At 61.6% G+C, this 25,825-nt stretch carries 24 protein-coding genes and 2 tRNA genes; 12 read left to right on the plus strand and 14 right to left on the minus strand.

Going from position 1 to position 25,825, the window contains the following annotated elements:
• Positions 1 to 277: 277 nt before the first annotated feature.
• The 4 genes from ATY78_RS03445 to ATY78_RS03460 all read right to left on the minus strand — a co-directional run bounded on the left by ATY78_RS03445 (position 278) and on the right by ATY78_RS03460 (position 5,611).
• Positions 278 to 3,121, minus strand: a complete 2,844-nt coding sequence (locus ATY78_RS03445; protein WP_088680950.1) for a valine--tRNA ligase — start codon at positions 3,119 to 3,121, stop codon at positions 278 to 280.
• A gap of 116 nt (positions 3,122 to 3,237) precedes the next feature.
• Positions 3,238 to 4,122 carry a DUF2497 domain-containing protein gene (locus tag ATY78_RS03450; protein WP_088680951.1) on the minus strand — a complete coding sequence of 295 codons (885 nt, stop codon included), beginning with the start codon at positions 4,120 to 4,122 and terminating at the stop codon, positions 3,238 to 3,240.
• 323 nt (positions 4,123 to 4,445) lie between these two features.
• Complete coding sequence (locus tag ATY78_RS03455) at positions 4,446 to 5,111, minus strand: protein-L-isoaspartate O-methyltransferase (RefSeq protein WP_190237377.1); 666 nt, start codon at positions 5,109 to 5,111, stop codon at positions 4,446 to 4,448.
• A 426-nt stretch (positions 5,112 to 5,537) separates the two neighbouring features.
• Positions 5,538 to 5,611 (minus strand) — tRNA-Cys (locus ATY78_RS03460).
• Positions 5,612 to 5,881: 270 nt separating this feature from the next.
• On the opposite strand from ATY78_RS03460, the gene ATY78_RS03465 reads away from it, so the two are divergent.
• Positions 5,882 to 6,220 carry a KTSC domain-containing protein gene (locus ATY78_RS03465; protein WP_088680953.1) on the plus strand — a complete coding sequence of 113 codons (339 nt, stop codon included), beginning with the start codon at positions 5,882 to 5,884 and terminating at the stop codon, positions 6,218 to 6,220.
• 77 nt (positions 6,221 to 6,297) lie between these two features.
• On the opposite strand, the gene ATY78_RS03470 is transcribed toward ATY78_RS03465, so the two are convergent.
• A complete protein-coding gene (locus ATY78_RS03470) occupies positions 6,298 to 6,606 on the minus strand; it encodes a hypothetical protein (protein WP_088680954.1) in 309 nt (102 codons plus the stop codon).
• A gap of 93 nt (positions 6,607 to 6,699) precedes the next feature.
• Positions 6,700 to 7,017 carry a hypothetical protein gene (locus tag ATY78_RS03475; protein WP_088680955.1) on the minus strand — a complete coding sequence of 106 codons (318 nt, stop codon included), beginning with the start codon at positions 7,015 to 7,017 and terminating at the stop codon, positions 6,700 to 6,702.
• 117 nt (positions 7,018 to 7,134) lie between these two features.
• Here ATY78_RS03475 and ATY78_RS03480 point away from each other — a divergent pair.
• A tRNA-Asn gene (locus ATY78_RS03480) sits at positions 7,135 to 7,209 on the plus strand.
• 441 nt (positions 7,210 to 7,650) lie between these two features.
• On the opposite strand, the gene ATY78_RS03485 is transcribed toward ATY78_RS03480, so the two are convergent.
• The 3 genes from ATY78_RS03485 to ATY78_RS03495 all read right to left on the minus strand — a co-directional run bounded on the left by ATY78_RS03485 (position 7,651) and on the right by ATY78_RS03495 (position 8,668).
• Positions 7,651 to 7,965, minus strand: coding sequence for a hypothetical protein (locus ATY78_RS03485; protein WP_088680956.1), 315 nt, complete (start codon positions 7,963 to 7,965; stop codon positions 7,651 to 7,653).
• Positions 7,966 to 8,203: 238 nt separating this feature from the next.
• Positions 8,204 to 8,407, minus strand: a complete 204-nt coding sequence (locus ATY78_RS03490; protein WP_088680957.1) for a CsbD family protein — start codon at positions 8,405 to 8,407, stop codon at positions 8,204 to 8,206.
• Between the two features lie 81 nt (positions 8,408 to 8,488).
• Positions 8,489 to 8,668 carry a hypothetical protein gene (locus ATY78_RS03495; protein WP_088680958.1) on the minus strand — a complete coding sequence of 60 codons (180 nt, stop codon included), beginning with the start codon at positions 8,666 to 8,668 and terminating at the stop codon, positions 8,489 to 8,491.
• Positions 8,669 to 9,206: 538 nt separating this feature from the next.
• On the opposite strand from ATY78_RS03495, the gene ATY78_RS03500 reads away from it, so the two are divergent.
• The 3 genes from ATY78_RS03500 (at position 9,207) to ATY78_RS03510 (ending at position 10,797) form a co-directional block, all read left to right on the plus strand.
• Positions 9,207 to 9,416 (plus strand): hypothetical protein, encoded by a 210-nt coding sequence (locus ATY78_RS03500; protein ID WP_088680959.1) that lies wholly within the window; start codon positions 9,207 to 9,209, stop codon positions 9,414 to 9,416.
• Positions 9,413 to 9,682 carry a hypothetical protein gene (locus ATY78_RS03505; RefSeq protein WP_088680960.1) on the plus strand — a complete coding sequence of 90 codons (270 nt, stop codon included), beginning with the start codon at positions 9,413 to 9,415 and terminating at the stop codon, positions 9,680 to 9,682. Before ATY78_RS03500 ends, ATY78_RS03505 begins: the two co-directional genes overlap by 4 nt.
• A gap of 194 nt (positions 9,683 to 9,876) precedes the next feature.
• On the plus strand, positions 9,877 to 10,797 hold the full coding sequence (locus tag ATY78_RS03510) for a hypothetical protein (RefSeq protein WP_088680961.1): 921 nt from the start codon (positions 9,877 to 9,879) through the stop codon (positions 10,795 to 10,797).
• A gap of 87 nt (positions 10,798 to 10,884) precedes the next feature.
• On the opposite strand, the gene ATY78_RS03515 is transcribed toward ATY78_RS03510, so the two are convergent.
• On the minus strand, positions 10,885 to 11,181 hold the full coding sequence (locus ATY78_RS03515) for a DUF6074 family protein (RefSeq protein WP_088680962.1): 297 nt from the start codon (positions 11,179 to 11,181) through the stop codon (positions 10,885 to 10,887).
• 190 nt (positions 11,182 to 11,371) lie between these two features.
• On the opposite strand from ATY78_RS03515, the gene ATY78_RS03520 reads away from it, so the two are divergent.
• Complete coding sequence (locus ATY78_RS03520; RefSeq protein WP_088680963.1) at positions 11,372 to 12,637, plus strand: glycerate kinase; 1,266 nt, start codon at positions 11,372 to 11,374, stop codon at positions 12,635 to 12,637.
• A 99-nt stretch (positions 12,638 to 12,736) separates the two neighbouring features.
• Here the strand turns inward: ATY78_RS03520 and ATY78_RS03525 are convergent, their stop codons facing one another.
• From ATY78_RS03525 to ATY78_RS03535, 3 genes are all read right to left on the minus strand, one after another.
• The gene (locus tag ATY78_RS03525) at positions 12,737 to 13,690 is read right to left on the minus strand and encodes an NAD-dependent epimerase/dehydratase family protein (protein ID WP_088680964.1); all 954 of its coding nucleotides are present in this window, start codon (positions 13,688 to 13,690) and stop codon (positions 12,737 to 12,739) included.
• 100 nt (positions 13,691 to 13,790) lie between these two features.
• Positions 13,791 to 14,747, minus strand: coding sequence for a lytic transglycosylase domain-containing protein (locus tag ATY78_RS03530; RefSeq protein ID WP_088680965.1), 957 nt, complete (start codon positions 14,745 to 14,747; stop codon positions 13,791 to 13,793).
• 166 nt (positions 14,748 to 14,913) lie between these two features.
• Positions 14,914 to 15,573 carry a peroxiredoxin gene (locus ATY78_RS03535; RefSeq protein WP_088680966.1) on the minus strand — a complete coding sequence of 220 codons (660 nt, stop codon included), beginning with the start codon at positions 15,571 to 15,573 and terminating at the stop codon, positions 14,914 to 14,916.
• A gap of 412 nt (positions 15,574 to 15,985) precedes the next feature.
• On the opposite strand from ATY78_RS03535, the gene ATY78_RS03540 reads away from it, so the two are divergent.
• The 6 genes from ATY78_RS03540 to ATY78_RS03565 all read left to right on the plus strand — a co-directional run bounded on the left by ATY78_RS03540 (position 15,986) and on the right by ATY78_RS03565 (position 25,101).
• Positions 15,986 to 16,573 (plus strand): ANTAR domain-containing response regulator, encoded by a 588-nt coding sequence (locus ATY78_RS03540; protein ID WP_088680967.1) that lies wholly within the window; start codon positions 15,986 to 15,988, stop codon positions 16,571 to 16,573.
• Positions 16,574 to 16,607: 34 nt separating this feature from the next.
• Positions 16,608 to 17,891, plus strand: a complete 1,284-nt coding sequence (locus ATY78_RS03545) for a CmpA/NrtA family ABC transporter substrate-binding protein (protein ID WP_190237378.1) — start codon at positions 16,608 to 16,610, stop codon at positions 17,889 to 17,891.
• 487 nt (positions 17,892 to 18,378) lie between these two features.
• Positions 18,379 to 19,620 (plus strand): nitrate/nitrite transporter, encoded by a 1,242-nt coding sequence (locus ATY78_RS03550; RefSeq protein WP_088680969.1) that lies wholly within the window; start codon positions 18,379 to 18,381, stop codon positions 19,618 to 19,620.
• Positions 19,621 to 19,637: 17 nt separating this feature from the next.
• Positions 19,638 to 22,088 (plus strand): nitrite reductase large subunit NirB, encoded by a 2,451-nt coding sequence (gene nirB, locus ATY78_RS03555; protein WP_088680970.1) that lies wholly within the window; start codon positions 19,638 to 19,640, stop codon positions 22,086 to 22,088.
• A 10-nt stretch (positions 22,089 to 22,098) separates the two neighbouring features.
• Positions 22,099 to 22,443 carry a nitrite reductase small subunit NirD gene (gene nirD, locus ATY78_RS03560; protein ID WP_088680971.1) on the plus strand — a complete coding sequence of 115 codons (345 nt, stop codon included), beginning with the start codon at positions 22,099 to 22,101 and terminating at the stop codon, positions 22,441 to 22,443.
• Positions 22,444 to 25,101 carry a nitrate reductase gene (locus ATY78_RS03565; protein ID WP_088680972.1) on the plus strand — a complete coding sequence of 886 codons (2,658 nt, stop codon included), beginning with the start codon at positions 22,444 to 22,446 and terminating at the stop codon, positions 25,099 to 25,101. It begins immediately after the preceding gene.
• 17 nt (positions 25,102 to 25,118) lie between these two features.
• Here the strand turns inward: ATY78_RS03565 and ATY78_RS03570 are convergent, their stop codons facing one another.
• A complete protein-coding gene (locus tag ATY78_RS03570) occupies positions 25,119 to 25,796 on the minus strand; it encodes an HAD-IA family hydrolase (RefSeq protein WP_088681039.1) in 678 nt (225 codons plus the stop codon).
• Positions 25,797 to 25,825: the final 29 nt, after the last annotated feature.

Genomic DNA, 25,825 nt, shown 5'->3' on the forward strand with positions numbered 1-25,825 from the left:
CGGACACGTCAAAAAATCTGGTTAATAAAATTTTATTCCGCCGATGGCGCCATTTTAGTGCGCTTTTGGGGCATTCATTCCAAACATTGTGAAAGCTGTATCAATCCGACAACAGTTCGAGTTTTCGCCTGCGGCATGCCCATACAGACACAATCCACAGGGCAGAAGCCGGAAATTGGCCACTTTCAAGGCCGAATCGCACGCAAGCCAGCGGGCAAAAAAGACGCGCCCGCGAGGACGCGTCTTTGAAATATCTTGCCAAAATGACTGCTGAAACTTACCCGGCTTCGCTGACCCTGGAGAGAGCGATCCTCAAGCTTGCTATCTGGCCTTCCAGCTCCTCGAGACGCTCGCGCTCTGCCTCGACCACTTCGGGGTTGGCATTGGCTACGAACTTCTCGTTGGAGAGCTTGCCGTTGATGCGTGATATCTCACCTTCCATCTTGGCGATCGCCTTTTCAAGCCGAGCCTTTTCCGCGGAGAGGTCGATCAGCTTGCCGAGCGGCAGGCAGATGGTGGCCTCGGCCACGACGATCTGAGCAGCGCCCTTCGGCGCATCATCGGCCAGCGATATCGCCTCGACGCGCGCAAGCCGCTTGATGGCGGCGTCGTGGCGGAACAGCCTTTCGCGGGTCAGGTTGTTGGCCTTGACGACGACGAGCGGCGCGGTCGCCGATGGCGGCACGTTCATTTCCGCGCGCACCGAGCGGATGCCTGAGACGAGGTCGATCAGCCAGTTGATCTCGTCGGCGGCCGCGTCATCGGCATAGGAGGGCGCGGGCCATTCGGCATGGCAGACCAGCGTGTCGCGTTCCTTGCCTTCCCCCGCGGTATGCGCCCAGAGCTCTTCGGTCATGAAGGGCATGAACGGATGCAAGAGCTTGTAGATCTCTTCGAGAATATAGGCGCTGCAGGCCTGAGCCTCGGCCTTGGCGCCCTCGTCCTCACCGTTGAAGACCGGCTTCAACAGCTCGAGATACCAGTCGCAGACCTCGTTCCAGACGAAGCGGTAGAGCGCGCCGGCCGCATCGTTGAAGCGGAAGGCTTCGAGCGCTTCCGTAACGTCACGTTCCGTACGGGCAAGTTCCGTCAGGATCCAGCGGTTGATGGTGAGCTCGGCGGCTTCAGGCACGAAATGCGGGTCGCTCTTCGCCCCGTTCATCTCGGCGAAGCGCGTGGCGTTCCAGAGCTTGGTGCCGAAGTTGCGGTAGCCGGCGATGCGGGCCGGATCAAGCTTCACGTCGCGGCCCTGTGCGGCCATGATCGCCAGGGTGAAGCGCAGCGCATCGGCGCCGTATTCGTCGATCAGTTCCAGCGGATCGATGACGTTGCCCTTCGACTTCGACATCTTCTGCCCGTTCTTGTCGCGCACCAGCGCATGGACATAGACGGTATTGAAGGGTTCGACGGGCTGGCCGTCTTCGTCCTTCATGAAGTGCAGGCCCATCATCATCATGCGGGCGACCCAGAAGAAGATGATGTCGAAGCCGGTGACGAGAACGTTGGTCGGGTAATAACGTGCAAGCTCCGGCGTCTCATCCGGCCAGCCGAGCGTCGAGAAGGGCCAGAGGGCGGAGGAGAACCATGTGTCGAGCACGTCCTCGTCGCGCGTCAGGATCTCGCCCGGCTTGAAGTTTTCCAGCAGGTCCTCGACATAGGCCTTCATCGGCCCTTCGTGCGAGAGGTAATGCTGGATCGCCGCCTGCAGCGCCTCTTCCTCGGTCTTTTCGACGAAGACCTGGCCGTCCGGGCCGTACCAGGCCGGAATCTGGTGGCCCCACCAGAGCTGGCGGGAGACGCACCAGGGCTGGATGTTTTCCATCCATTCGTAATAGGTCTTGTCCCAGCTCTTCGGCACCATCCTGGTGCGGCCTTCGCGCACGGAGGCGATCGCCGGTTCGGCGAGCGTCTTGGCGTCGACATACCATTGTTCGGTCAGCCGCGGCTCGATCGGCACGCCGCCACGGTCGCCGTGCGGGACCATGTGCTTGTGCGGCTCGATCTTGTCGAGCAGGCCGGCCTCTTCGAAGATTTCGACGATGACCTTGCGCGCGTAGAAACGGTCCTGCCCTTCCAGGCGGTCCCAGGCGCCGTGCAGGGCGGCCGGATGGTCGAGGCCTTCGAGGAAGTCCTCGTTATCCTTGATGGCGATCGTGCCGTCGATATTCATGATGTTGATCGCACGCAGGCCGGCTCGCTTGCCGACGTCGAAGTCGTTGAAGTCATGCGCAGGCGTGACCTTGACGGCGCCGGTGCCGGCGGTCGGATCGGCGTAGTTGTCGGCAACGATCGGAATACGGCGGCCGACGATCGGCAGGATGACATGCTTGCCGACGATCGACTTGTAACGCTCATCCTCCGGATTGACCGCAATACCGGTATCGCCCAGCATGGTTTCCGGACGCGTGGTGGCGACGACCAGATAGTCCCGCGTTTCCCATTCGGTCGGCTTGCCTTCCTCGTCGAAAGCAACCGGGTATTGATAGGTGATGCCCGGCTCCAGCGGATAACGAAGATGCCAGAGATTGCCCTTGATCTCATGCTGTTCGACTTCGAGATCCGAGATCGCCGTCAAGAGCTTCGGATCCCAGTTGACGAGGCGCTTGTCCTTGTAGATCAGGCCTTCCTTGTAGAGCGTGACGAAAACCTCGACGACCGCCTTGGACAGGCCCTCATCCATGGTGAAGCGTTCACGCGACCAGTCGCATGAGGCACCGAGGCGCTTCAGCTGGTTGAAGATCAGCCCGCCCGATTCCGCCTTCCACTCCCAGATCTTGTCGATGAAGGCTTCGCGGCCCATCTCGCGGCGGCCCGGCAGCTGCTGTTCCATCAGCTTGCGCTCGACGACCATCTGCGTGGCGATGCCGGCATGGTCCATGCCGGGCTGCCAGAGCACGTCCTTGCCGCGCATGCGCTCGAAGCGCACCATGATGTCCTGCAGCGTGTTGTTCAGCGCGTGGCCCATATGCAGCGAGCCGGTGACATTCGGCGGCGGGATCACGATGGTGAAGGTCTCGGCCCCGGGCTTGGCGTTCGCGCCGGCACGGAAGGCGTCCGCCTCATCCCATTTCGCGGCGATTTTCGGTTCGACGGCAGCGGAATCATAGGTCTTGTCGAGCATTTTCTGGCCAATTTCGAGGTTCGAGGATGGGGTTTTGTAAATAGGATGGGCACGGCCAAGTCAATAAAAAAGCCGCCCCGGAGACCGGAGCGGCTTTTCAGGAAAAAGCAATCCGATCAGCGGCGCGGGCCGCGCGCCACGCGCTCGATTTCCTCACGCACCAGCCGTTCGACCAGCGTCGGCAGATTATCGTCCAGCCATTCGCGCAGCATCGGGCGCAGCATGTCTTCTGCGATCTCATCCAGCGAGCGGCGCTCCGCGCCGTCGATGGCGGCGGCGAGTTCCTCGAAAGAGCGGCTGATCTGCAGGCCGGCATCCTCCGAGAGCAGCGTCGGCTGGACCTCTTCCATGACGCTCGGAAGGAAACGCTCGGTTGACGATTCTGCGGCAGGCTCCAGCGCCGGCGGCGCGACTTCGACGGCAGGTTCCGGCTCGGCGACGGCAACTCTCGGCGCTTCCGCAAACACCGGCTCGGCCGGCTGCTGTTCCACCGGAGCATATTGAACAGGCGCCGGAGCAACCGGGAAAACGGGCGGAACCGGTTGTGGCTGCGGCTGCGGCGCGGCGGCGCGCGGCGGCTCCGGCATCACGGCCGGCTGCGGTTCGGGCTGACGGAAGGCGCTCGGAATTTCGCGCAGCGCCTGACCGGCCTGCGCAGCACTGCGCTCGGAGGCGGCGCGCACGCGGGCGGCGACATCGGCGAGCGACAGCGCGCGGGCAGGCACTTCAGGCTCGGGGGCGGTGCCGGCCGAATTGGCGGCGACGAAGCGCGGATCGGAAGAAGAGCGTGCGACCGGCTCGGGGAATTCGACGCCGGCATAGGTATCATCAACCGTCAGATGGATTTCGGAGCCATTCTCATCCTCGTCGGCGCCGTAGACCGGCGGCAGAGATGCGGAAATCGCCTTGCCGGCGCCGGGCTCATTGCTTTCGATGATCTGGCGGATCGAGGCCAGAATTTCTTCCATGGACGGTTCACGCGCTACACTTGGCTGAGCCATATCTATCCCCGTTATCCCAAAACAACGACCGGATGGTGTGGAGCGGTCATCCGAATCACCACGACCTTAGAATACCCCAGGCGTGAAAAAAATCATCGCGAATCAAATGAATGGGGCCATGCACAGTTTTGTTACCCAATGTTTGCCGCCGGAAAGCCGGCGGTAATTTTCTCGGCGACGACAGAGGTAAAACGCCCCCTATTCCATCCGGCTCGACGCGGAGGATTCAGGATAGGCGGCGTTTGTGAAGGCTTTCCGACGGCGCCGACAAAAAAGCGGGCGCCGATGGCGCCCGCTTAAGAATTTCATCGATGAAGACGGCCTCAGAAAACGAATTCGCGTGCCTTGGCGAAACCCGGCAGAGGCTTGACGGAGGCGTTGAAGAAGACGTTTTCCGAAACGGCGCCGCGTTCGGCGACGAAGACCTTGGCGCGGGCGGCATTGCCGTAACCCTCGACCGTGACCAGACGGCCGCCGTCGCGCAATTGATCGAGAAGGGCTGCGGGAACCTCTTCGACAGCGCCGTTGACGAAGATCAGATCATAGGGAGCACCGGCCGCGTAGCCCTTTTCGAGCGGGCCGGTCACGACTTCGACCTTGCCGTAGCCGGCAAGCTGCGCCTTCGCCTCGGCGGCCAGCGCCTCATCGCATTCGAGCGCGATAACGGAACCGGCGACGACCGACAGCAGCGCCGAGGTGTAACCTGTGCCGCAGCCGACTTCGAGGACGAAATCATCCTTGGTGATGGCGGCGAGCTGCAGCAGCTTGGCAAGCGGCGACGCCTCCATCAGGAAGCGGGCCGGCTTTCCGGGTGCGGCGGCGGAGATCTCGACGTCGTTATCGATATAAGCCAGCACCTTCGCCTTTTCCGGCACGAAAGCCTCGCGCGGCACCGTGAGAAACGCCGTCAGCACGGAATGCGAGGTAACGTCCGTCGTGCGAACCTGGTTGTCGACCATCTTTGCGCGCGCTGCTTCGAAATCCATCATGTCCTCTCGCTCTTTGAAAGCGGTTCCTGTCCCCCGTCTCTTAATCTCCGGGACGAATGCTTTCAAGGCTTGCCAGCGGCCTGCGAAAAGAATCCGGCGCGCGCTTCTTCCGCGCCACAGGAGGCATGGGCATGCTGCAACTCCAGCGTGGAACCGTCTGCCCCTTCGTGCTATGATTTTTCATGGAGGAATAGGAGGAGCAGGCCATGTCTGCGATTTTCGAATATCTGACGCTGTTCGATTTCTTCATCCTCGCAGCACTGATCGGTATCTTCTGCTGCGGGCTGCTGGACGGCGAAGCGACCTGAGAGCGAGTGCATAGAGCGCGCTCAAACATATTCTCCGCACGGCACCTGCCATATCGGCAGATGCAGATCCCGGCATGCGCCGCGTCTCAAAGCCAAATTGTATCATGTGGAAGAAGATTGGAGGCCTCGCCCGGAATTGAACCGGGGTACAAGGATTTGCAGTCCTCTGCGTCACCACTCCGCCACGAGGCCTCACCCGCTCGTTATCCGAGCCGTGGCGAGCGTTTAGAATGATCGTAAGGAAATCGCAAGAGGGCATTTCGGAAAAACGGCGTTCAGCTGCTGCCGAAAAGGTCGTTTTCCCATCCCGGAGCGATCCGTCGCGAACCAAGGTTTCCATAGGATGACGATGCTCCATTTCCGGCCAAGGATCGTATTTGACACAAATCCTAAGCTTGACTTCGACCGTCGTCCGGACATCTTATTTCATCGGGAGGGCATGAAAGCTGCGTAGGAGCCGCGATGGATTGGGCCGCCCTCAAATCGAAGCACATGCACGCGGCATACGATGCCGAAACTCGGGATCTGCTGGTAAAATTCCCTGGCTCCCGATCGGTGAAACATGCGGATATTCCGCCGCACGTCTACCAGAACCTGCTGGAAACGAGCGATCCCCACTTCTACTATAAATATTACATCGCGCCCTGCCGGGTATCGCCGGGGCACCGGCGGCGTGGCTCCATGGCGTCTTACGGGCTGAAGCTCGTCGTCCTCATTGCCGCCTGCAGCCTTTTGATGGCCACCACAATCGATCCCGGCAATGACGGAGTTTTCGAGGCGAGCGAATTGAGGCCCAACTAGAGACGAATTCGCATAGGCCGTCGCCACAGAATGAAAATGCGATCAGGATTTCCATCGAATCGGCCGCCGCTGCGACATCAGCCGACAGTCATTGCCAAGCGGACATGCGGGGCGCGATCATTGCCGAGATTGTCGCTTCTGTTTTGGGAGCGATAGCGGCGGTTGTCCCGGTCGCGGTCATTCTGGTCTCGGTCGTTACGGCCGTTGAAATTGCGATAGTTGCGAGGCCCGTTATAGCTGCCGCCTTGACCGTGATCGACGACGCAGCCTTCGGGACGGCGGCAGATGCCGCGAGCGTCAAAACCACGGCTGTCGACCTGAGCTTCAGCGGGAACGCTCGAGAGAATCGCCGCCGCTGACAGCACGACAACAAAAAATGCCTTCATTTCCTCACCTGAACCATCTTGGCGCAGCTTTGCTTTTTATCATCCATAAACCATGAATGCGGAAAGCCATCCACTGTTCCGCGGGGATAACCGTCAGCCTGCCGGTTTCCGCCGCCTGTGCCACCAGACCGCCAGCCGCCGCCGAAGCCGGCGCGCGAGCGGCAGATCGTGCGAGAGCACCAGGAAGCCAAGCGGCAGCATCCAGAAACCGAGGATGGGCAGGAAGCCCAGCAGTCCGCAGAAAATCAGGGCAATGCCGATTGCCATCCGCGCAAGGCGCGAGCGCGGCATGCCGAAACTGAAGGAACCGAGCACGAGCCTGCCGCTTGCGTGATCGATACCGAAGCGCCCTGCCCGCTCCTTGCGCTCCGCGCCGCCCCGCGTCTGTCCACAATCATTCCCATTCGTCATGCATCACAGATGGGCACAGGCGACCCAAATACAAGTTCATTTCATTTTTTTGAAAAAACCGCTTGGCAAATCGGGCAAGCATTTGTATTAGCCCACTCACACCGCGCCAAGCAGTGATCCCTGGTAGCTCAGCGGTAGAGCATTCGACTGTTAATCGACAGGTCGCCGGTTCGAATCCGGCCCGGGGAGCCAGTTTATAGAAATAAGTGCCTGTTTTTGTTGAGAAATCCGAAGGCAGGCACTTAATTCCCCACTTTCCCTCCCCACTTTTGAAGCGCCCTTTCTACGGTTCGACTCCTGTGGATAATGGTATGGCCTAAAAGGTTTGCCACCTCAACTGGTGAGGCGGACGGGTCGCTGTGGCGGCAAAGCTACCGGCCGCCCCCTCGCCTAGCCCCAAATCAGCACCGTCCTACTCCTTGCGTAAATCCACGAGGCGCATAAATTTAATCTATCAGATGGCTTTTGCTGGTGACCACGGATGTACTGGCACCGCGCTGATGCGATCAAAGAAGGGTCGGGCGAATTTTCGCACCGACCCTTTCTTTTCATCCAAGACCGTTCTGGCGCCGGCCGGTAAGTCCGGCGGTGCGTTTGTTGAGCTCCCAGGTTGGTGTTCCCTGGCGCTGCCGACTAAAAATCGAAATAGACGGTCACACCTGATCGACGACGATAGGAGTAATCATCGCGATAGCCATAATAGTCGCGACTGCCGTAATACCGCGGACGATAGCACGAGCCGTAATACCGGCAGTCGCGGTGAGCGTACCGGTGTTTCTTCCAGTGGCCATACGCATGTCCATGACCGTGACGACGGTGTTTGACCTGCTCGACGTCTGAGGTGTGCAGTTGCGCTGCGTTCGGCACGACGATCGGCCTGGCGTTCAGCGGCAGGGCGAAAGATGCAGACAAGACAATGGCTGCAAGTGAGGAAAAAAGCATTTTCATCGGCGCATCCTTTCAGGCTGCGATTCTGGGTTAATGAGGATTAACCTCCGATGAACGGCTCCGCGCATCCCAGAAACGCCGGCCGGCGTGCCGCTGGTGGTGCTCGCGCCGGCCTATGGTGTTCGGTGAGCGCTCCGGTCCCAGTCGCCGCAAGACGCGATCGAGCGCGTATCGGCGCCCTACCATCACATAGCCGCCGGCCAAATGCCGACGGCTCGTCGTGTGCAAGGCGCTGCCATTACCACGTCTGGCGGCCGTACCAGTCGTCGATGTCTCTCCTGGCCCGGTCTTTCTCGTAGCCGTAACGCTCCTGGATCTTGCCTTCGAGCTGGTCGCGCTTGCCGTCGATGATATCAAGGTCGTCATCAGTGAGCTTGCCCCACTGCTCCTTCACCTTGCCTTTCATCTGCTTCCAATTGCCTTCAACACGGTTCCAATCCATGGGTATTTCCTCCTATCGTTGGAATGGAGGAACGGAGACGAGGGCTAAGTGTTCCCAGGACGCGTCGCCCGGCAGCCGGCTCTAGTAGCTGCACGCACGGCCCTCCCGGGGCCGGAAGCCATCGGCACAGGCCGGGTTCATGGAATCGCCCGGCACATATCCCGATGCCGAGCCATAGGAGTTCGGAGGCGTCGAGCAGGCCGAGGTAATGGCGGCAAAAGCGATTGCGCCGACTGCTACAAATGCCCGTAATCTGCTCATCAATGCGTCTCCAATTACACTGCGGCCAGGTGATGCAGCCTCCCAATGAGGGGATGGAGCGCGCCGATCACCTTCCGTCTGAACATATATGCGCTCTCCTCGGTCGGCGTCAGCACCCAAAGCGCAAAATTCTTGCCTCTACGAAGCACCGCTCGAACGAGCCTTTGCCTCCTCGCTGCCGCGTTGCTGACTGCTGGCGGACAAGCGGCTTTCGAGATTGTTTCAGTTTGCAAACCTACGGGAACCTTGGTTGCCGACGATCGTTGATATCGAGGAGATCGCGCGGACGGAGCCTCCTGTCTCCGCACACACCCACCCACATTCTGCGCGATCTCTCATCTTCAGCACGATTCCCCGCTTTTGCGCAGCTTTCCCGCAACGGCTCCGCTGCTTCGTCGAGGACGATAACGGGATGGGCAGCGTGCGGGTGTCTCCACTCTTGACTCGAATGCCGAACGGAACATAATAAGAACATTCGGCGTGGCGGCCGCCAATCTGAAAACTTGCGTCAGGAAAACTCTGGAAGGAGAGCGAGGCCGTGCGCGCCGAGATTACCGAAAAACTGGCAGACGAAGCGCTGAGAGGAGAGGTCGACGCAGTCGTCGCCTTTCACGATGGGAACGTCCGTGCCGCGATCACGACTTTGCTGCTCGATTGCCGCCACCTCAGGCTTCAGCTTGCCCTGACGGAGGGGGCGATGAGCCGCGGCATGACGCGGGGGTGGACACCGGCCTTCGAACGAAGATGAAGCATCGTCGCAGTATCGAGCTTCAGCCCCCTGCTGGTTATGCCATCGAAATCGAAAGGCAGACCCTGGCGACCCTGCCGCAATGGTTCGTCGTTCATGCCCGCTGCCGGGCATGTCGTCACCAAACGCCGATCGACCGGCGGGACGTTACCCGGCGCTGCGGCGATGAGCTGTCTCTCGCCACCTTGGCCAAGCGCCTCAAGTGCCGAGGATGCGGCAACCGGTCCGGCAATCTGCTTCTGCTCGGGAAGCTTCCGCGCGATTAAAGAGATCGTGCCGTCTTTGGTCGCTCCACACCGGTCGGGAACAAACGCCGGGGTTAAAAGTTAAATGGCCTCAACCACGTAACGTCGGCTTTGACAGGAGGTCTCTCATGGGTCGCGGTATTCTACTTTGGCTGCTTGGCGTTCCACTGCCAATCATCATCCTTCTGGCTCTGTTTATGCGATAGGATCGGATCATGTCGGTTTCAATGACAGGTTCCGGAGAGGTCGTCGCTCCGGTCGAATCCTCTAAATCCGCCATGACATGGGGGCCGATCTTCGCAGGCGCGGCCGCCGCCATCGCAGTGACGCTCATCCTTTTGCTTCTGGGGTCCGGCGTCGGCTTGACGATGGTGTCTCCCTGGTCGGGAGAAAGCAGTTCGCTCGGCACGCTCGGCGTGACGGCAGCGATCTGGCTTGTCGTCGTGCAATGGCTCTCTTCAGCGCTCGGCGGTTATATTACGGGTCGGCTGCGCACGAAATGGGCGACCGTCCACACCGACGAGGTCTTCTTCCGCGACACAGCACATGGTTTCATAAGCTGGGCGCTGGCAACGATATTCGTCGCCGGATTTCTCACGTCATCGCTGACATCGCTCGCCGGCGCAGGCGCGCAAGCCGTGGGTTCGGCAGCACAGGCTGTCGGTTCGACCGCCACCGTCGCCGGTGCGGCGGCCGCATCATCGGCAACCTCGCCTGTAGATCTGTCCACGGCCTATTTCACCGACGCGTTGTTGCGTCCGGAACAGGCTCGCGCGCAGGCAACCGACAACAATGCTGCGGCTACGTCGGAAGTATCCCGCATCCTGCTCAACGGCGCTGCCGAGGGGCAAGTCCCCGACGACGACAAGGCCTATCTTGCTACCATCATATCGTCCCGGACCGGCCTTTCCGAAGCGGATGCCCGCACTCGCGTCGATACGGTGCTCAAGCGCATAGACGATGCCAAGGTCGCCGCTCAGAAAGCGGCCGACGAGGCGCGCAAGACCGCCTCTACTACAGCTCTGCTCGGCTCGCTGTCGCTTCTGATCGGAGCGTTCATCGCCTCCGCCGCCGCGGCCCTTGGCGGATCGCAGCGTGATGAAGAGGAAGACCTGATCGTTGCCTCGCGGCGTTAGGATGGAGCTTGGGCGCGGACCCAAGGCCCGCGCCTTTCATGGCGGCCACAATAAGCCCGGCTCTTTAGATAACCGGCGCGATTGCCATTATCGCTTTTGCGATTTTGCGATGGCCCGCTTCTCGTGGCTGAGGACGAGTTCGGTCTGCACATCTTCCTGAAACTGCATCACCCGCTGGCGGACATCGTTCTCCGGCATTCCGGCCGCCAGAAGCTGATCGGCGAACCTGCGGCATTCGGCCTTCCAGAACTCCAGCGCATCCGCGCCATGTCGCCGGCCAAGTTCGCGGGCGCAGCGCTCGATATTGGCCGGTCCGGTTGCGGAGGGAAAAGCAATAATCCTGCCTTCATTGGAGGCGGGGCGGCGGGTCATGTCAGTAGCCATCGAACACAGGTTCCTCTGATTCTATTCGATGTCTACGGGAGTATGGTTAAGGCTTTCTATTCGTGTCGCATCTGCGACTGCTCAAGAACGCCCGCACTGTCAATCTGCACCCTCTTCGACCTTGACGCGGGCACGCCGATGCGCCGACAGTTCGAGTCACGATCGATATTTGAAGCTGCAGAGACCGCCGATGACGATAACCGCTCCCCGTGATTTCCTGAAAAGCCTGTTCGACGCGGCGGTTCGCGCCGCCGATCCACTGACCGGCATCAAGGCGCATCTGCCTGCCAAGCCGAAAGGAAGGACCGTGGTGATCGGCGCCGGCAAGGGCGCGGCGCAGATGGCGCAGGCGCTGGAAAGCGTCTGTGACGAAAAGCTCGAAGGGCTTGTCGTCACCCGCTACGGCTATGGCTGCGAGACCCGCGACATCGAGATCATCGAGGCGGCGCATCCGGTGCCGGATGCCGCAGGACTTGCCGCAGCAAGGCGGCTGATGGAAACCGTGCGCGGCCTTTCCGAAGACGATCTGGTCATCGCGCTGATCTGCGGCGGCGGCTCGGCGCTGCTGCCCTCCCCGCCGGAGAGATTGACGCTCGAAGACGAAATCGCGCTCAACGAAATGCTGCTTGCCTCCGGCGCACCGATTTCGGCAATGAACGTCGTGCGCAAGCATCTCTCCACCATCAAGGGCGGCAGACTTGCGGCGGCGACCAAAGCGAGGGTCGTCAGCCTGATCGTCTCCGACATTCCGGGAGACAATCCTGCCCATGTCGCCTCCGGGCCGACGGTGCCTGACGGTTCGACGCGGCACGATGCGCTTGAAATTATCAGGCAATACGGATTGCAGCTGCCGCAGGCAGCGCTCGACCATCTGAACTCACCGAAGGCAGATGCACCGCAGCCGGACGATCCGGTCTTTTCGCGGCACGAGCATCACATCATCGCCTCGGCCGGCGTCTCACTGGAGGCGGCGGCTGCCGTGGCGAAGGCGCAGGGGCTCGAAGCAGTCATCCTTTCGGATGCCATCGAGGGAGAAGCGCGTGAGGTGGCGCTGGTGCATGCGGCGATCGCGCGCGAAGTTCTGGGCCGAGACCGGCCGTTTTCGAAGCCCGTCGTCATCCTCTCCGGCGGAGAGACCACGGTGACGCTGAGAGCCAAGGGCGGCAAGGGCGGGCGCAACGGCGAATTCACGCTCGCTGCGGCGCTCGCGATCGACGGACATGAGAACATTCATCTCCTGGCGGCCGATACGGACGGCATCGACGGATCGGAGGACAATGCCGGCGCTTTTGCCGATGGCGGCACCGTGAAGCGCCTGCGCGCCGCCGGCCTTGATCCCCGCCGCCTGCTCGACGGCAATGACAGCTATTCCGGCTTCAAGGCCATCGGCGATCTCTTCGAGACCGGGCCGACAGGAACCAACGTCAATGATTTCAGGGTGATCCTGATCCGCTAAAGCGCATCGCGATCTTTCAGATTCGCTCCTTGCGCTTTAGGGCCTTGTTTTACGCATGTCGTTGCCGCAAAACCGCTGCACACTTTTGCGCGACATGCTTTAGGTTTCGATCCGCCCCTGCCCGACGAGCCAGCCGACCGACTCCTGCACCGCCTGCAGGGATGTATATCTCGGGGTATAGCCTAACAAACGGCCGGCTTTGGCAATCGAGCAATTCGGGCTGCGGGCGATGTGCTCCCATGTCGCTTCCGCATCCTCGGCCACCTGGCCTTCGGCCCAGTGATCGAATGGCGAGAAGGTGAGCTTCGGCTCGTGCCCGAACCATCGCGACATGGCCTCCGCGTAGCCGCGAAGTGTCAGCGCCTGCTCCGAAACCGCATGGAAACTCTCGCCGGTCGAGGCATTCCAATTGGCGATCGCACCCATGAACATGGCGGCCACGTCATCGGCATGGACGTGATGAACGGTCTCCAGGCCGAAATTGGGCAGAGCCAGCGTCTCGCCCCGGGCAAGGGTGGAAAAAACCTGCAGGTTGAAATTGCCGGCCGGATTGAGCGGCGCCCATCCGGGGCCGACGATGTGGCCGGGATGAATGATGGTCGCGGGAAATGCCTGAAGTCTTGCCTGCTGTAGCAGATAGGCCTCGATCGCCGCCTTCTGCACGCCATAGTCACCGAAGGGGGACTTCGGCGCATCTTCCCTCGTCGGCACGGCCACGGGGTAGCCATGCGTCCAGATCGTGCCGGTATGCAGGAAATGGCCGACATGGCCGGACAGCGCCGTCACCAGCTGTTTTGCGCTTTCCAGCGTGAAGCAGATCATGTCGATGACGATATCGGCTTTCACTCCGCGTACGGCCGGGCCAAATTCACCGGTCCGCTCCATTGCCGCCCGATCCATCTGCCGCTGATCGACAGAGGCCCAGGCGCGGTTTGCCGTATAGGGCTTCGCCGCGCCGCGGCTGATGGTGATGACCTCGTGACCTGCCTCGACCAGGCGGGGCACGAGATAGGTGCCGACATGGCCCGTCGCTCCGATTACCAAAACCCGCATCACCATTCCTCCCTTGGCATGATCCGCGTCGAATATGTGGCGTGGCTGCGCGGTTCTGCAAGGAGACATTTCGTCAGCGGAAGCGGGTGGAACGGCAGCGCTATCTATTCTTAAATACGAGGCAGGTGCCGCCACGCTTGCGGATCTGGGTGCAGACGTCATTGGCTTCCACGCGCGTCTGCCTGGCGATACGGGCGACATAACGCGGGCGAAAACCGAAGCTGCGGTCGCGCTGGCGGAGAATCAGCGGCTGCTCCCCATTCAAGGGCGCGGGCAGATCCTGTACGGCATCGAGGAACAGGCGCCGGGCCATCGCGACATCGGCATGCGCCGCAAGCTGGACGCCCCACGGAGCCCAATCGCCTTCCGGACGCCAGGGCGCGTCTCTCAAAGTCCGCCTTTCGGCAAGCGCCACGCAGCTGTCGAGGAAGGACTTGTCCTTGTCGAGCGGGGCAGCCGCTTCTTCCGGCGGGTTATTCTTCCATTCCTCGACCGTGTGCGCCGTGATCGCCACGACATAGCTGCGCGTTTCGTAAGGTAATCTTCCTGACGTAAGGTAGGAGGCGAGGCCATTTTCGCCGGCATTGTAAGCAGCGGCGGCAAGGCCGAGATTGCCGAAACGATTGCGCAATTCATCGAGGTATTGGGCCGATTTCCTGAGCGCTTCCAACACCTGATAGCTGTCTTCGAGGCCGCGGAGCTTTGCCGTTCCCGGCATGAACTGTGCAATCCCCTGCGCGCCTTTGATGCTGACCGCATCGGGGCGAAAGGTGCTCTCCCGCCAGATGAGACGGGCAAAATAATCCGGCGGCAATTGATTGGCCTCGGCGAAATGCTCGATCGCCACGCAGAGATCGTAATTGAAGCTCTCCTTGCGGATACAAAGCGTCTCGCCCGATGCCGACGCCGAAGGCCCCGAATAGAGACAGGCCGGCGGCGCATCGCCGCCTTCCGGCTGGGCCTGTCCCGTGTCTACCTGAGAAAATAGGAGGCAGAGCGAAAGCAGGGCCTTCGCCGATCTCCTCCCAGTGCCGGACTGACGCTTTCGCCCTCTCATCGGATCTCAGCAGGTTCGACCTTCCATCGCGACGCTGAATCCTAGATAGCATCGATGACGTCTCGACGCTTCCCCAATTCCATATCTGCGCCTGAATTCAAGCTGATACGAAAAAGCCGCCGGGCCATATGGCCGCGGCGGCTTGAGGAACAGTTTGAACCAACGATCAGGCCGTCGGCTGCTTCGTCTTCCTGAGATAGGGCAGAACCGTATCGAAGGAGCCGAACCGCGTGATCGCGTCTTCGTTGGAAACCGCGGCAGTGATGATGACGTCCTCGCCCTGGTTCCAGTTCGCCGGCGTCGCCACCTGATGCTTGGCGGTCAGCTGGATGGAATCGATGGCGCGCAGGATCTCGTTGAAATTCCGGCCCGTCGTCATCGGATAGGTCAGGATCAGCTTGATCTTCTTATCCGGGCCGATGATGAAAACCGAACGCACCGTCGCATTGTCGGCAGGCGTGCGGCCTTCGGAGCTGTCGCCGGCGCCGGCCGGCAGCATGTCGTAGAGCTTGGCGACCTTGAGGTCCTTGTCGCCGATCAGCGGATATTCGACGTCGAAGCCGGTTGCCGTCTTGATGTCGCCCTTCCACTTGGCATGGCTTTCGACGGGATCGACGGAGATGCCGATGATCTTGGCACCACGCTTGGAAAATTCCCCCGCAAGGCCGGCCATCGCGCCGAGCTCCGTCGTGCAGACGGGCGTGAAATTCTTCGGGTGGGAGAACAGGACGGCCCAGCCGTTGCCGATCCAATCGTGGAAGCTGATCGGTCCCTGCGTGGTGTCGGCGGTAAAATCGGGGGCAATATCGTTGATACGCAAGCTCATGGTCGGCCCTCCAAAGCCTTGTGTTAAATCTCGTTCATCTCAAATCGAGGCCATGGGACCATCCGCCGGAAGCGGTCGCGAGGATGCAATCATCAAGGCAAGCGCCAACCGACGGTTAAACTTCCCATTCCAGGATTTTAACTAAATTATATATCACGATAACCGAAGGCATGCTCTTTCGATTTCCGGGCTGCTGCGGCATTATTTTTCCGGCAGATGCGCGATCGAAGAGGCAACTCAGCACCGCCATCGCGCCAAGCTCAGGACAAGTGCCGACAGCACGGTGAAGAATTCCGGCTTTGCCGTGCGCCTGAAACTGCGGCATATCGATTAATTTTTAGGCATATCTATTTGTGCACAATTTTCAGGCTTATATCTTGCCAAAATTGCTGCAGCGCGTCATAAATAGACGATGACGCACCGCGATCTGACAATACTGGTGATCGACGAAAATGCCATTCGCGCTTCCATCATCGAGGAAGGACTGCGCGAGGCAGGGCATGTGCGCGTCACCGTGGTGCACGAGGTAAACGGGATCGCCCGAATCATCGAAACGCTGATGCCCGACGTGATCATCATCGATATCGAGAACCCCAACCGCGACATGATGGAGCATCTGTTCCAGCTGACGCGCACGGTCAGCCGGCCAATCGCCATGTTCGTCGATCGCTCCGATACGGCCTCGATCGAGGCCGCCGTCGAGGCCGGTGTCTCGGCCTATATCGTCGACGGCTTGAAGAAGGAACGCGTCAAGCCGATCCTCGACATGGCCGTCAGCCGCTTCAACGCCTTCAGCCGGCTGCGGCGGGAACTCGCAGATGCCCGCTCGGCGCTTGAGGAACGCAAGCTGATCGAGCGCGCCAAGGGCATACTCATGAAGATGCGCGGCCTGTCCGAAGAGGAGGCCTTCGCCCTGCTGCGCCAGACGGCGATGAACGAAAAGAAGAAGATGTCGGAAATTGCCCAGAGCGTCGTCACCGCCGCGGGACTTCTGATGTGATGGCCGAACTGGCGAATTTCCGGAGGAAACCGGAGTGGATATGATGACGAATACCGCCAATTTCAGCGGCGGGCTGCCCTCGCCCGCACGTGTGAACAGTGAAGGGTCGAAAGTGCTGCGGGCGGGCTTCATTCCGCTCGTCGATGCATCGGTGCTGATCGCTGCGGTGGAATTCGGATTTATCAGGAAGGAAGGCCTGACGCTCGATCTCGTCAAGGACGTCTCCTGGGCGAATGTCCGCGATCGGCTGGCGTTCCGTCAATTCGATATCGCTCATATGCTGTCGCCGATGCCCGTCGCTTCCATGCTCGGCCTCGGCTCCAATCCCTCGCCGACGATTACGCCCTTCTCGCTGGGCCGCGGCGGTAACGCGATCACGCTGTCGGCGCGGCTTTTCGATCGGATGCGGAATGAGGCCGGATTGGCGGAAGCGGCAAACGCCCTCGACAATGCCCGTGCGCTGGCAACGGTACTGGCGGCAATGAAGGCGCGCGGAGAGCCGATGCCGACCTTCGGGGTTACATATCCCTTCTCCTCGCACAATTACGAATTCCGTTACTGGCTGGCAGCCGGCGGCATCGATCCCGACAGGGACGTCAAGCTGGTCGTCGTACCGCCGCCCATGACTTCGGATGCGCTGGCGGCCGGCGCGATCGACGGATTCTGCGTCGGCGCTCCGTGGAACATGGTCGCCTCGGAGCGGGGCCTCGGCCGTATCGTCGCCGCCAAACAGGACATCTGGCCTTCGGCTCCGGAAAAGGTGATCGGAATGCGGCCGGATTGGACGGAAAGCCATCCGGAAACCGTTTCCCGGCTGATCGTGGCGCTCGATGCGGCGGCCCGCTGGTGCGACCGGTCGGAGAATCACGACGCGCTGGCGGCAGCGCTTGCCGACCCCCGCTATATCGCCGCCCCGGTCGACATCATCCGCCGCGTGCTCGCCGGCGAATTCAGCCTCGACGCCAAGAGCAACCGGCGCGTCATCCCGGATTATTTCCAGTTCCATGCCGGCTTCGCCAATTATCCAAGACCGAGCCATGCCTTGTGGATCTACAGTCAGATGATCCGCTGGGGACAGGCGGAGACCAGCCTCAACAAGGCACGGGCCGCGACGTCCGCCTACCGTCCGGATCTCTACCGTGCAGCTCTCGGCGACAAGAACGCACCCGATGACGCCGATATCCGCATCGAGGGCAGCGAAGAGGGCGACCGCTTCATGGACGGCAAGGTCTTCGATCCCACAGAGCTGCCGGGTTACGTCGCAGGCTTTGCCGTCAGGAGCGCCCTGTCCTTCACCCCCGGCAGCGACGAAATCTGATGCCGGGCCGGTCTGCACAAAACGCCAGCAACGATCGGCACTCGCCCTACCGCGGCGCACAAAAGATTTGCACACCTACCGCCAGCATGAAAAACAGGCAAGAAGCAGTTTGCCAGAAAATCCTTTGATTTCAATTGATTGGAAAAATTCAAGAGAATTGGCACGGGGCTTGCTTTGATAATACTGCACGGATCAACGGCGATCAGCGCAGAATGGGCACGCGAAAGCGCCCATAAGGGACACGGGAGTTACGCTGCGACGCGAAGGTAAGTCGCAATGGATCAAATGTTCGGCAACCCGGCATCGGGATTGCATTGAGATAGATAGGCCGGAAGGCCAATGATTGGGCGCCCAACGGCGGGCGCCACCAGCAAAGCCGCTGATCAGGATAATTCGCGCGCCTCGTGCAAGCGCATCCTGATCAGCGGCTTTTTGTTTTAACCCTCAGCAATGGATCGGCACGACCTTGTCGGGCCACGGAGAAGCCATGTCTGTCATCGAGAAAGCGCAGCCCATGTCTGCCGGCGAACCAGCCAAAGCATTGTGGATCTCCACTCTTGCTTTCACCCTCTGTTTTGCCGTCTGGACGATCTTCGCGATCATCGGCATTCGCATCAAGCAGGACCTCGGTTTGAACGAAGCCGAATTCGGATTGCTGGTCGGCACACCCGTGCTGACCGGTTCGCTCGTGCGCATCGTCCTCGGCATCTGGACGGGGCGCTACGGCGGCCGTCTCGTCTACACGCTGACCATGCTTTCCGCCGCCCTGGCGACCTTTCTTCTCTCCTACGCTCAAACCTATCCGCAGATGCTGATCGCCGGCCTCGGCGTCGGCCTTGCCGGCGGCTCCTTTGCAGTCGGCGTCGCCTATGTCTCGCCCTTCTTCCCTGCGGAGAAGCAGGGAACCGCGCTCGGCGTCTTCGGCGCCGGCAATGTCGGCGCAGCCGTGACCAAATTCGCCGCTCCCTTCGTGCTGATCGCATGGGGCTGGCAGGCGGTCGCGCAGATCTGGGCCGTTGGCCTCGCGCTGATGGCGATCGTCTTCTGGTTCACCACGACCGATGATCCGGCTTTCCGTCTTCGCCGCGAACGCGGCGCCGCTTCCAAGAGCCTTGCCCAGGAATTCGCACCGCTGCAGAACGTTCAGGTCTGGCGCTTCTCGCTCTACTATTTCTTCGCCTTCGGAGGCTTCGTCGCCCTGTCCTTGTGGCTGCCGCGCTATCTGGTCGGCGTCTACGGCTTCAACCTGGAAACCGCCGGCATGGTCGCAGCCGCCTACTCCATTCCGGGCAGCATCTTCCGCGCCTTCGGCGGCGTGCTGTCGGACAAGAAGGGCGCGCGCAGCGTCATGTATGCGATGTTTGCCGTGTCGGCGGTCGCCACGCTCGTCCTGTCGCTGCCGGCTTCGACCATCACGCCTGTGGTCTTCATCGTCGTCATCTTCGTGCTCGGCTTCTTCATGAGCCTCGGCAAGGCTGCCGTCTACAAGCACATTCCGGCCTACTACCCTGAAAGCGTCGGCGCCGTCGGCGGCGTCGTCGGGATGATGGGCGGCCTCGGCGGCTTCATCCTGCCGATCGCCTTCGGCCTCCTGAAGGACATGACCGGCCTCTGGTCCAGCTGCTTCCTGCTGCTCTTCGCAATCGTCGCCATCTCGCTCATCTGGATGCACCTGTCCGTCAAGCAACTGTCGCGCCGGGCGCACTCGGCGCCCGTGGCTGCAACCTAATCCAAGGACTTGGACATATGACTGAAAAACTCGTCATCATCGGCAATGGCATGGCCCCGGGGCGCATGCTGGAGCACCTCTTCGAGCAGTCGCCCGGTCGCTATGAAGTTACGATCTTCAATGCCGAGCCGCGCGTCAACTACGACCGCATCATGCTGTCGCCTGTTCTCTCGGGCGAAAAGGACTACGAGCAGATCATCATTCATGGTGACGGCTGGTATATCAAGCACGGCATCACGCTCTACAAGGGCCATAGGATCGTCAACATCGACCGTGACGCCAAGACCGTCACGTCAGACCATGGCGTCACCGAAAGCTACGACAAGCTGGTGATCGCCACCGGCTCCGTGCCCTTCATCATCCCGGTTCCAGGCAAGGACCTGCCCGGCGTCATCACCTATCGCGACCTCGACGACGTGCAGGCCATGCTGCTTGCCGCCCAGTCGCGTGAAAAGGCAGTCGTCATCGGCGGCGGCCTGCTCGGCCTTGAGGCGGCGGCCGGCCTTGCCCAGCGCGGCATGGACGTCACCGTGCTGCATGTCATGCCGACGCTGATGGAGCGCCAACTCGATCCGGCAGCCGGCTATCTCCTGCAGAAGGCGGTCGAGGAACGCGGCATCAAGGTGATCTGCAAGGCCAACACCAAGGCGATCATCGGCAACGGCAAGGTCGAGGGCATCGAACTCGACGACGGCCGCATCATCCCGGCAACGCTCGTCGTGATGGCAGTCGGCATTCGCCCGAGTGTCGGCCTGGCGAAAGACGCCGGCCTTGCGGTCAATCGCGGCATCGTCGTCGATGCCGGCATGCAGACTTCGGATGGCGATATCCTGGCGCTCGGCGAATGCGCCGAGGTGGGCGGCATGGTCTACGGCCTCGTCGCGCCGCTCTATGAAATGGCCCGTATCGCCGCCGCGCATCTCTCCGGCGATCGCTCGCCGGCCTTCGTCCACGCGGACACGCCAACCAAACTCAAGGTCACCGGCATCGAGCTCTATTCGCTCGGCGATTTCGCCGATGGCGACGACCGCGAGGAGATCGTGCTGCGCGATGCCAGCGCCGGCGTCTACAAGCGCCTGGTGCTGAAGGACAACAAGATCATCGGCACCGTGCTTTACGGCGAAACCGCCGATGGCGCCTGGTTCAACGATCTGAAGAAGAAGGCCACCGACATTTCCGAGATGCGCGAGACGCTTATCTTCGGACAGGCCTATCAGGGAGGGTCGCCGCTGGACCCTATGGCGGCCGTTGCAGCCTTGCCGGATGACGCGGAGATCTGTGGCTGCAACGGCGTCTGCAAGGGTAAGATCACCTCGACCATCACCAGCAAGGGGCTGACGTCGCTCGATGACGTGCGCGCCCACACCAAGGCATCCGCCTCGTGCGGCTCCTGCACCGGCCTCGTCGAGCAGCTGATGGCGCTGACGCTCGGCGACAGCTACAATCCGGCTGCCGTGCAGCCGATGTGCAACTGCACCGAACTCGGCCATGACGATGTCCGCCGGCTGATCAAGGCGAAGGGGCTGAAGACCATTCCGGCCGTCATGCAGGAGCTGGAATGGAAGACCTCCTGCGGCTGCGCCAAATGCCGACCGGCGCTCAACTATTACCTCGTCTGCGACTGGCCGGACGAATATGCCGACGACTACCAGTCGCGCTTCATCAATGAGCGTGTGCATGCCAACATCCAGAAGGACGGCACCTATTCCGTCGTTCCCCGCATGTGGGGCGGCGTCACCAATTCGAACGAGCTTCGCGCCATCGCCGATGTCGTCGACAAGTTCGAGATCCCGCTGGTCAAGGTGACGGGCGGCCAGCGCATCGACCTGCTCGGCATCGAGAAGGAAGATCTGCCCGCCGTCTGGGCCGATCTCGGCAAGGCCGGCTTCATCTCCGGGCAAGCCTATGCCAAGGGCCTGCGCACGGTGAAGACCTGTGTCGGTTCCGACTGGTGCCGCTTCGGCACGCAGGATTCCACCGGGCTCGGCATCCGCATCGAGAAATTCATGTGGGGTTCCTGGACGCCGGCCAAACTCAAGATGGCCGTCTCCGGCTGTCCGCGAAACTGTGCCGAGGCCACCTGCAAGGATATCGGGGTCATCTGCGTCGATTCCGGTTTCGAGATCCATTTCGCAGGCGCCGCCGGTCTCGACATCAAGGGCACTGAGGTGCTCGGCCTCGTGAAGAGCGAGGACGAAGCGCTGGAGCATATCGTGGCTTTGACGCAGATGTACCGCGAGCAGGCCCGCTACCTCGAGCGCATCTACAAGTGGGCCAAGCGCGTCGGCCTCGATGAAATCCGCCGCCAGATCATGGACGACGGCGAGAAGCGCAAAGCCTATTACGACCGCTTCGTCTTCAGCCAGAAATTCGCACAGGTCGATCCCTGGTCGGAGCGCGTTTCCGGCAAGGACAAGCATGAATTCAAGCCGATGGCGACGGTCGGCTATCCGCAGGCTGCCGAGTAAGGAGATTGATATGACCTGGCCCAATGAAAACTGGCATCCGATCGGCGACATCTCCGACATCCCGCTGCGCGGCGCGCGTTGCGTGAAGACGCCGCAGGGCAAGATCGCCGTCTTCCGCACGGCCGAAAACGAGGTCTTTGCCATCGAGGATCACTGCCCGCACAAGGGCGGCCCGCTCTCCCAGGGCATCGTGCATGCCAAGGCCGTCACCTGCCCGCTGCACAACTGGGTGATCTCTCTCGAAACCGGCAAGGCGCTCGGCGCCGACGAGGGCGCGGTGCGGACCATACCGATCCGCAATGAAGACGGCGCCCTCTTCATCGCGCTCGAAAGCCTGATGATGGCGGCGGAATAGATGACGACAGAGGTCAAGACCACCTGTCCCTACTGCGGCGTCGGATGCGGCGTGCTCGCCACGGTCGACGAGGCCGGCGCGGTCAGCGTCAAGGGCGATCCCGAGCATCCGTCGAATTTCGGCCGGCTCTGCTCGAAGGGCTCGGCGCTTGCCGAAACGATCGATCTCGACGGCCGGCTTCTCTATCCGGAAATATCAGGTGAAAAAAGCGGCTGGGACGAGGCGCTTGATCTCGTTGCCCAGCGTTTTTCGGAAACGATCGCCAAATACGGGCCGGATTCGGTTGCCTTCTACGTCTCGGGTCAGTTGCTGACCGAAGATTATTACCTCGCCAACAAGCTGATGAAGGGTTTCATCGGCTCGGCCAACATCGACACCAACTCGCGGCTGTGCATGTCCTCCTCCGTGGCGGGGCATCGCCGCGCCTTCGGCGCCGACACGGTGCCCGGCACCTATGAGGATATCGAACTGGCGGATCTGGTGGTCCTGACCGGCTCCAACCTCGCCTGGTGCCATCCCGTCATCTACCAGCGGCTTGCAGCCGCAAAGGCGGCGCGGCCAAGCATGCGGATCGTCGTCATCGATCCGCGCCGGACGATGACATGCGACATCGCCGACCTGCATCTGGCAATCCGCCCGGATGGCGACGTCGCGCTGTTCATGGGACTGCTTGCCCATCTCGCGACAAGCCCGGCAATCGACCAGAACTATATCGCCGCCCATACGGAAGGTTTCGCCGAAGCTTTTGCGGCCGCCACAACGCTCGATATCAACGATCTGCTGGAACGGACCGGCCTGCCGGCCATGCAGATCCGGGAATTTTTCCGGCTGTTCGAGACGACTGAGAAAGTCGTGACCTGCTATAGCCAGGGCGTCAACCAGTCCTCCTCCGGCACCGACAAGGTCAATGCCATCCTCAACTGTCATCTCGCGACCGGCCGCATCGGCCGGCCGGGCATGGGGCCGTTCTCGCTGACCGGCCAGCCGAACGCCATGGGCGGCCGCGAGGTCGGCGGCCTTGCCAACATGCTCGCCGCCCATATGGCGATCGAGAATCCTGAGGATCGCGACCGCGTGCAGCGCTTCTGGAACTCGCCGGTCATCGCCGCCAAGCCCGGCCTGAAGGCGGTCGACATGTTCCGCGCGGTCGCCGACGGGCGCATCAAGGCGCTCTGGGTCATGGCCACCAATCCCGTCGTCTCGATGCCGGATGCCGACAGCGTCGAAAGCGCGATCGCCGCCTGTCCCTTCGTCGTCGTATCCGACATCCTGAAAGAGACGGATACGACCCGGCACGCGCATGTGCTTCTACCCTCGCTCGGCTGGGGCGAGAAGGACGGCACCGTCACCAATTCCGAGCGGCGCATCTCACGGCAGCGGCCATTCCTTGACGTCCCCGGCGATGCAAAGGCCGATTGGTGGCAGCTTGCGGAAGTCGCCCGCCGCATGGGATTCGCCGACGCCTTCGACTTCGATGCGCCGGTCGGGATCTTTGCGGAACATGCCGCCCTCTCCGCCTTCGAAAATGACGGCAGCCGCGATTTCGACATCGGCGCCCGCGCCGATATTGCCGGCGGCGCCTATGACGAGCTTTCACCTTTCCAGTGGCCGCAGCCGGCAGGAGCCGCACCCGGCGTCACCCGTTTCTTCGCCGAAGGCGGTTTCTTCCATCCCGACCGCAAGGCACGCTTCGTCGCGGTGCAGCCGCCCGCAACGGACCGCACCAATGCCGATTTCCCCTTCACGATGAATACCGGGCGCATCCGCGACCAGTGGCATACGATGACGCGGACCGGAAAGAGCGCGCGGCTCTCGGCCCATATCGCCGAGCCTTTCGCGGAAATCCATCCTCGCGACGCGATGGAGAACGGCATATCAAGCGCCGGTCTCGTCGAGATCGAAAGCCCCCATGGCAAGGCTATCGTCCGCGCCCTGGTGACCGATCGCCAGGCGCGCGGCGGCATCTTTGCGCCGATGCACTGGAACGATCAGTTCGCGGCAAAAGCGCGGATCGATGCCCTCGTCGCGCCGATCACCGACCCCTTTTCCGGTCAGCCGGCCTCGAAGAACGTCGCCGTCGCCATTTGTCCCTTTGGCGCCACCCATTACGGTTTCGCCGTCTCGGCCGTAAAACCTGCTACGCCCGACGCAGGCTATTGGGCGCTGGCCAAAGCTGTCGGCGGCTGGCGGCTGGAGCTTGCTTTCAGCGAAGCCGTCGAAGACTGGGTAGCCTGGTGCCGCGCGGTCTTTGCCATTCCTGATGAAATCGAGCCGCTCGGCTATGCCGATCGGCAATCCGGCGACCTCAGGCTTGCCTTCTTCGATGGCGAGACCCTGCTTGCCGCGCTGTTCCTCGCACGCGAACCGGTCGCCGTCGCGCGCAACTGGGCGATCTCGCAGCTTACCATCTCTCATGGCGACCTCAGGAAGCGCTTCGCGCTCGTCGCAGGCCGTCCCGGGGCCGGCAGGCCGGATCCGGGTGCGACCGTCTGCTCGTGCTTCAGCGTCGGGGTCAATCAGATCGCCGCCGCCGTGCGCGGCGGATGCCACAGCGTCGAAGCGGTCGGCAAGGAAACGAGCGCCGGAACCAATTGCGGCTCCTGCCGCAGCGAAATCGGCAGGATCATCGATCGCTGTCTTGCGGCCGCCGCGGAGTGAGACCGCGCGGCCTGCCGTCAGGCCGCGTTCGAGACGATCAGTATTTTACGATCGGCGTCAATGCGGACGGAAAACTCGTCATAGGATGAGAGGGTCGGATGGGCCGTCTCCATCTTGTGCTGATGGGTTGCCGTGACGACCATGACATCGGCGCCGGCCGCCTCGCCGGCTGCAATTCCGGCGGCGACGTCTTCGAACACCAGGCAATCACGCGTGCTGACACCGAGGCGTTCAGCGCCCAGAATGTAACATTGCGGATCGGGTTTTCCGGCCTTCACGTCCTCCGCCGTCACCATGAATTTCGGCTGCGGCAGGCCTGCCGCTTCCAGCCGCCGGCGGGCAAGACGCAAGGGCGAGGACGTGACGATCGCCCAGCGATCCGGCGGCAGCGAACTCAGGAATGTCGCCGCCCCCGGAATGGCAACGACATCGCCGACATCGGCGATCTCAGCCTCTGTCACCAGTCTTGCTTCGTGTTCGGGATCGACCCCGGGCAGGTTCAGCCGGGTGATCGTATCGATGCCGCGCGAGCCGTGCATCTTCGGCAAAAAGTCCACGACATCGAGGCCATGGCGTCTTGCCCAGTCGCTCCACACGCGTTCAGCCGCACGGATCGAGTTGAGGATGGTGCCGTCCATATCGAACAGGAAGGCGGCATAAGGCTTCTCGAAGCCGCGGGGCATCGGCAGGGACAAAGGCGGATCCTTTTTAGGGAAGAGCATCG

The sequence above is a fragment of the Rhizobium sp. R635 genome, assembly GCF_002211285.1.
GTDB lineage: Bacteria > Pseudomonadota > Alphaproteobacteria > Rhizobiales > Rhizobiaceae > Rhizobium.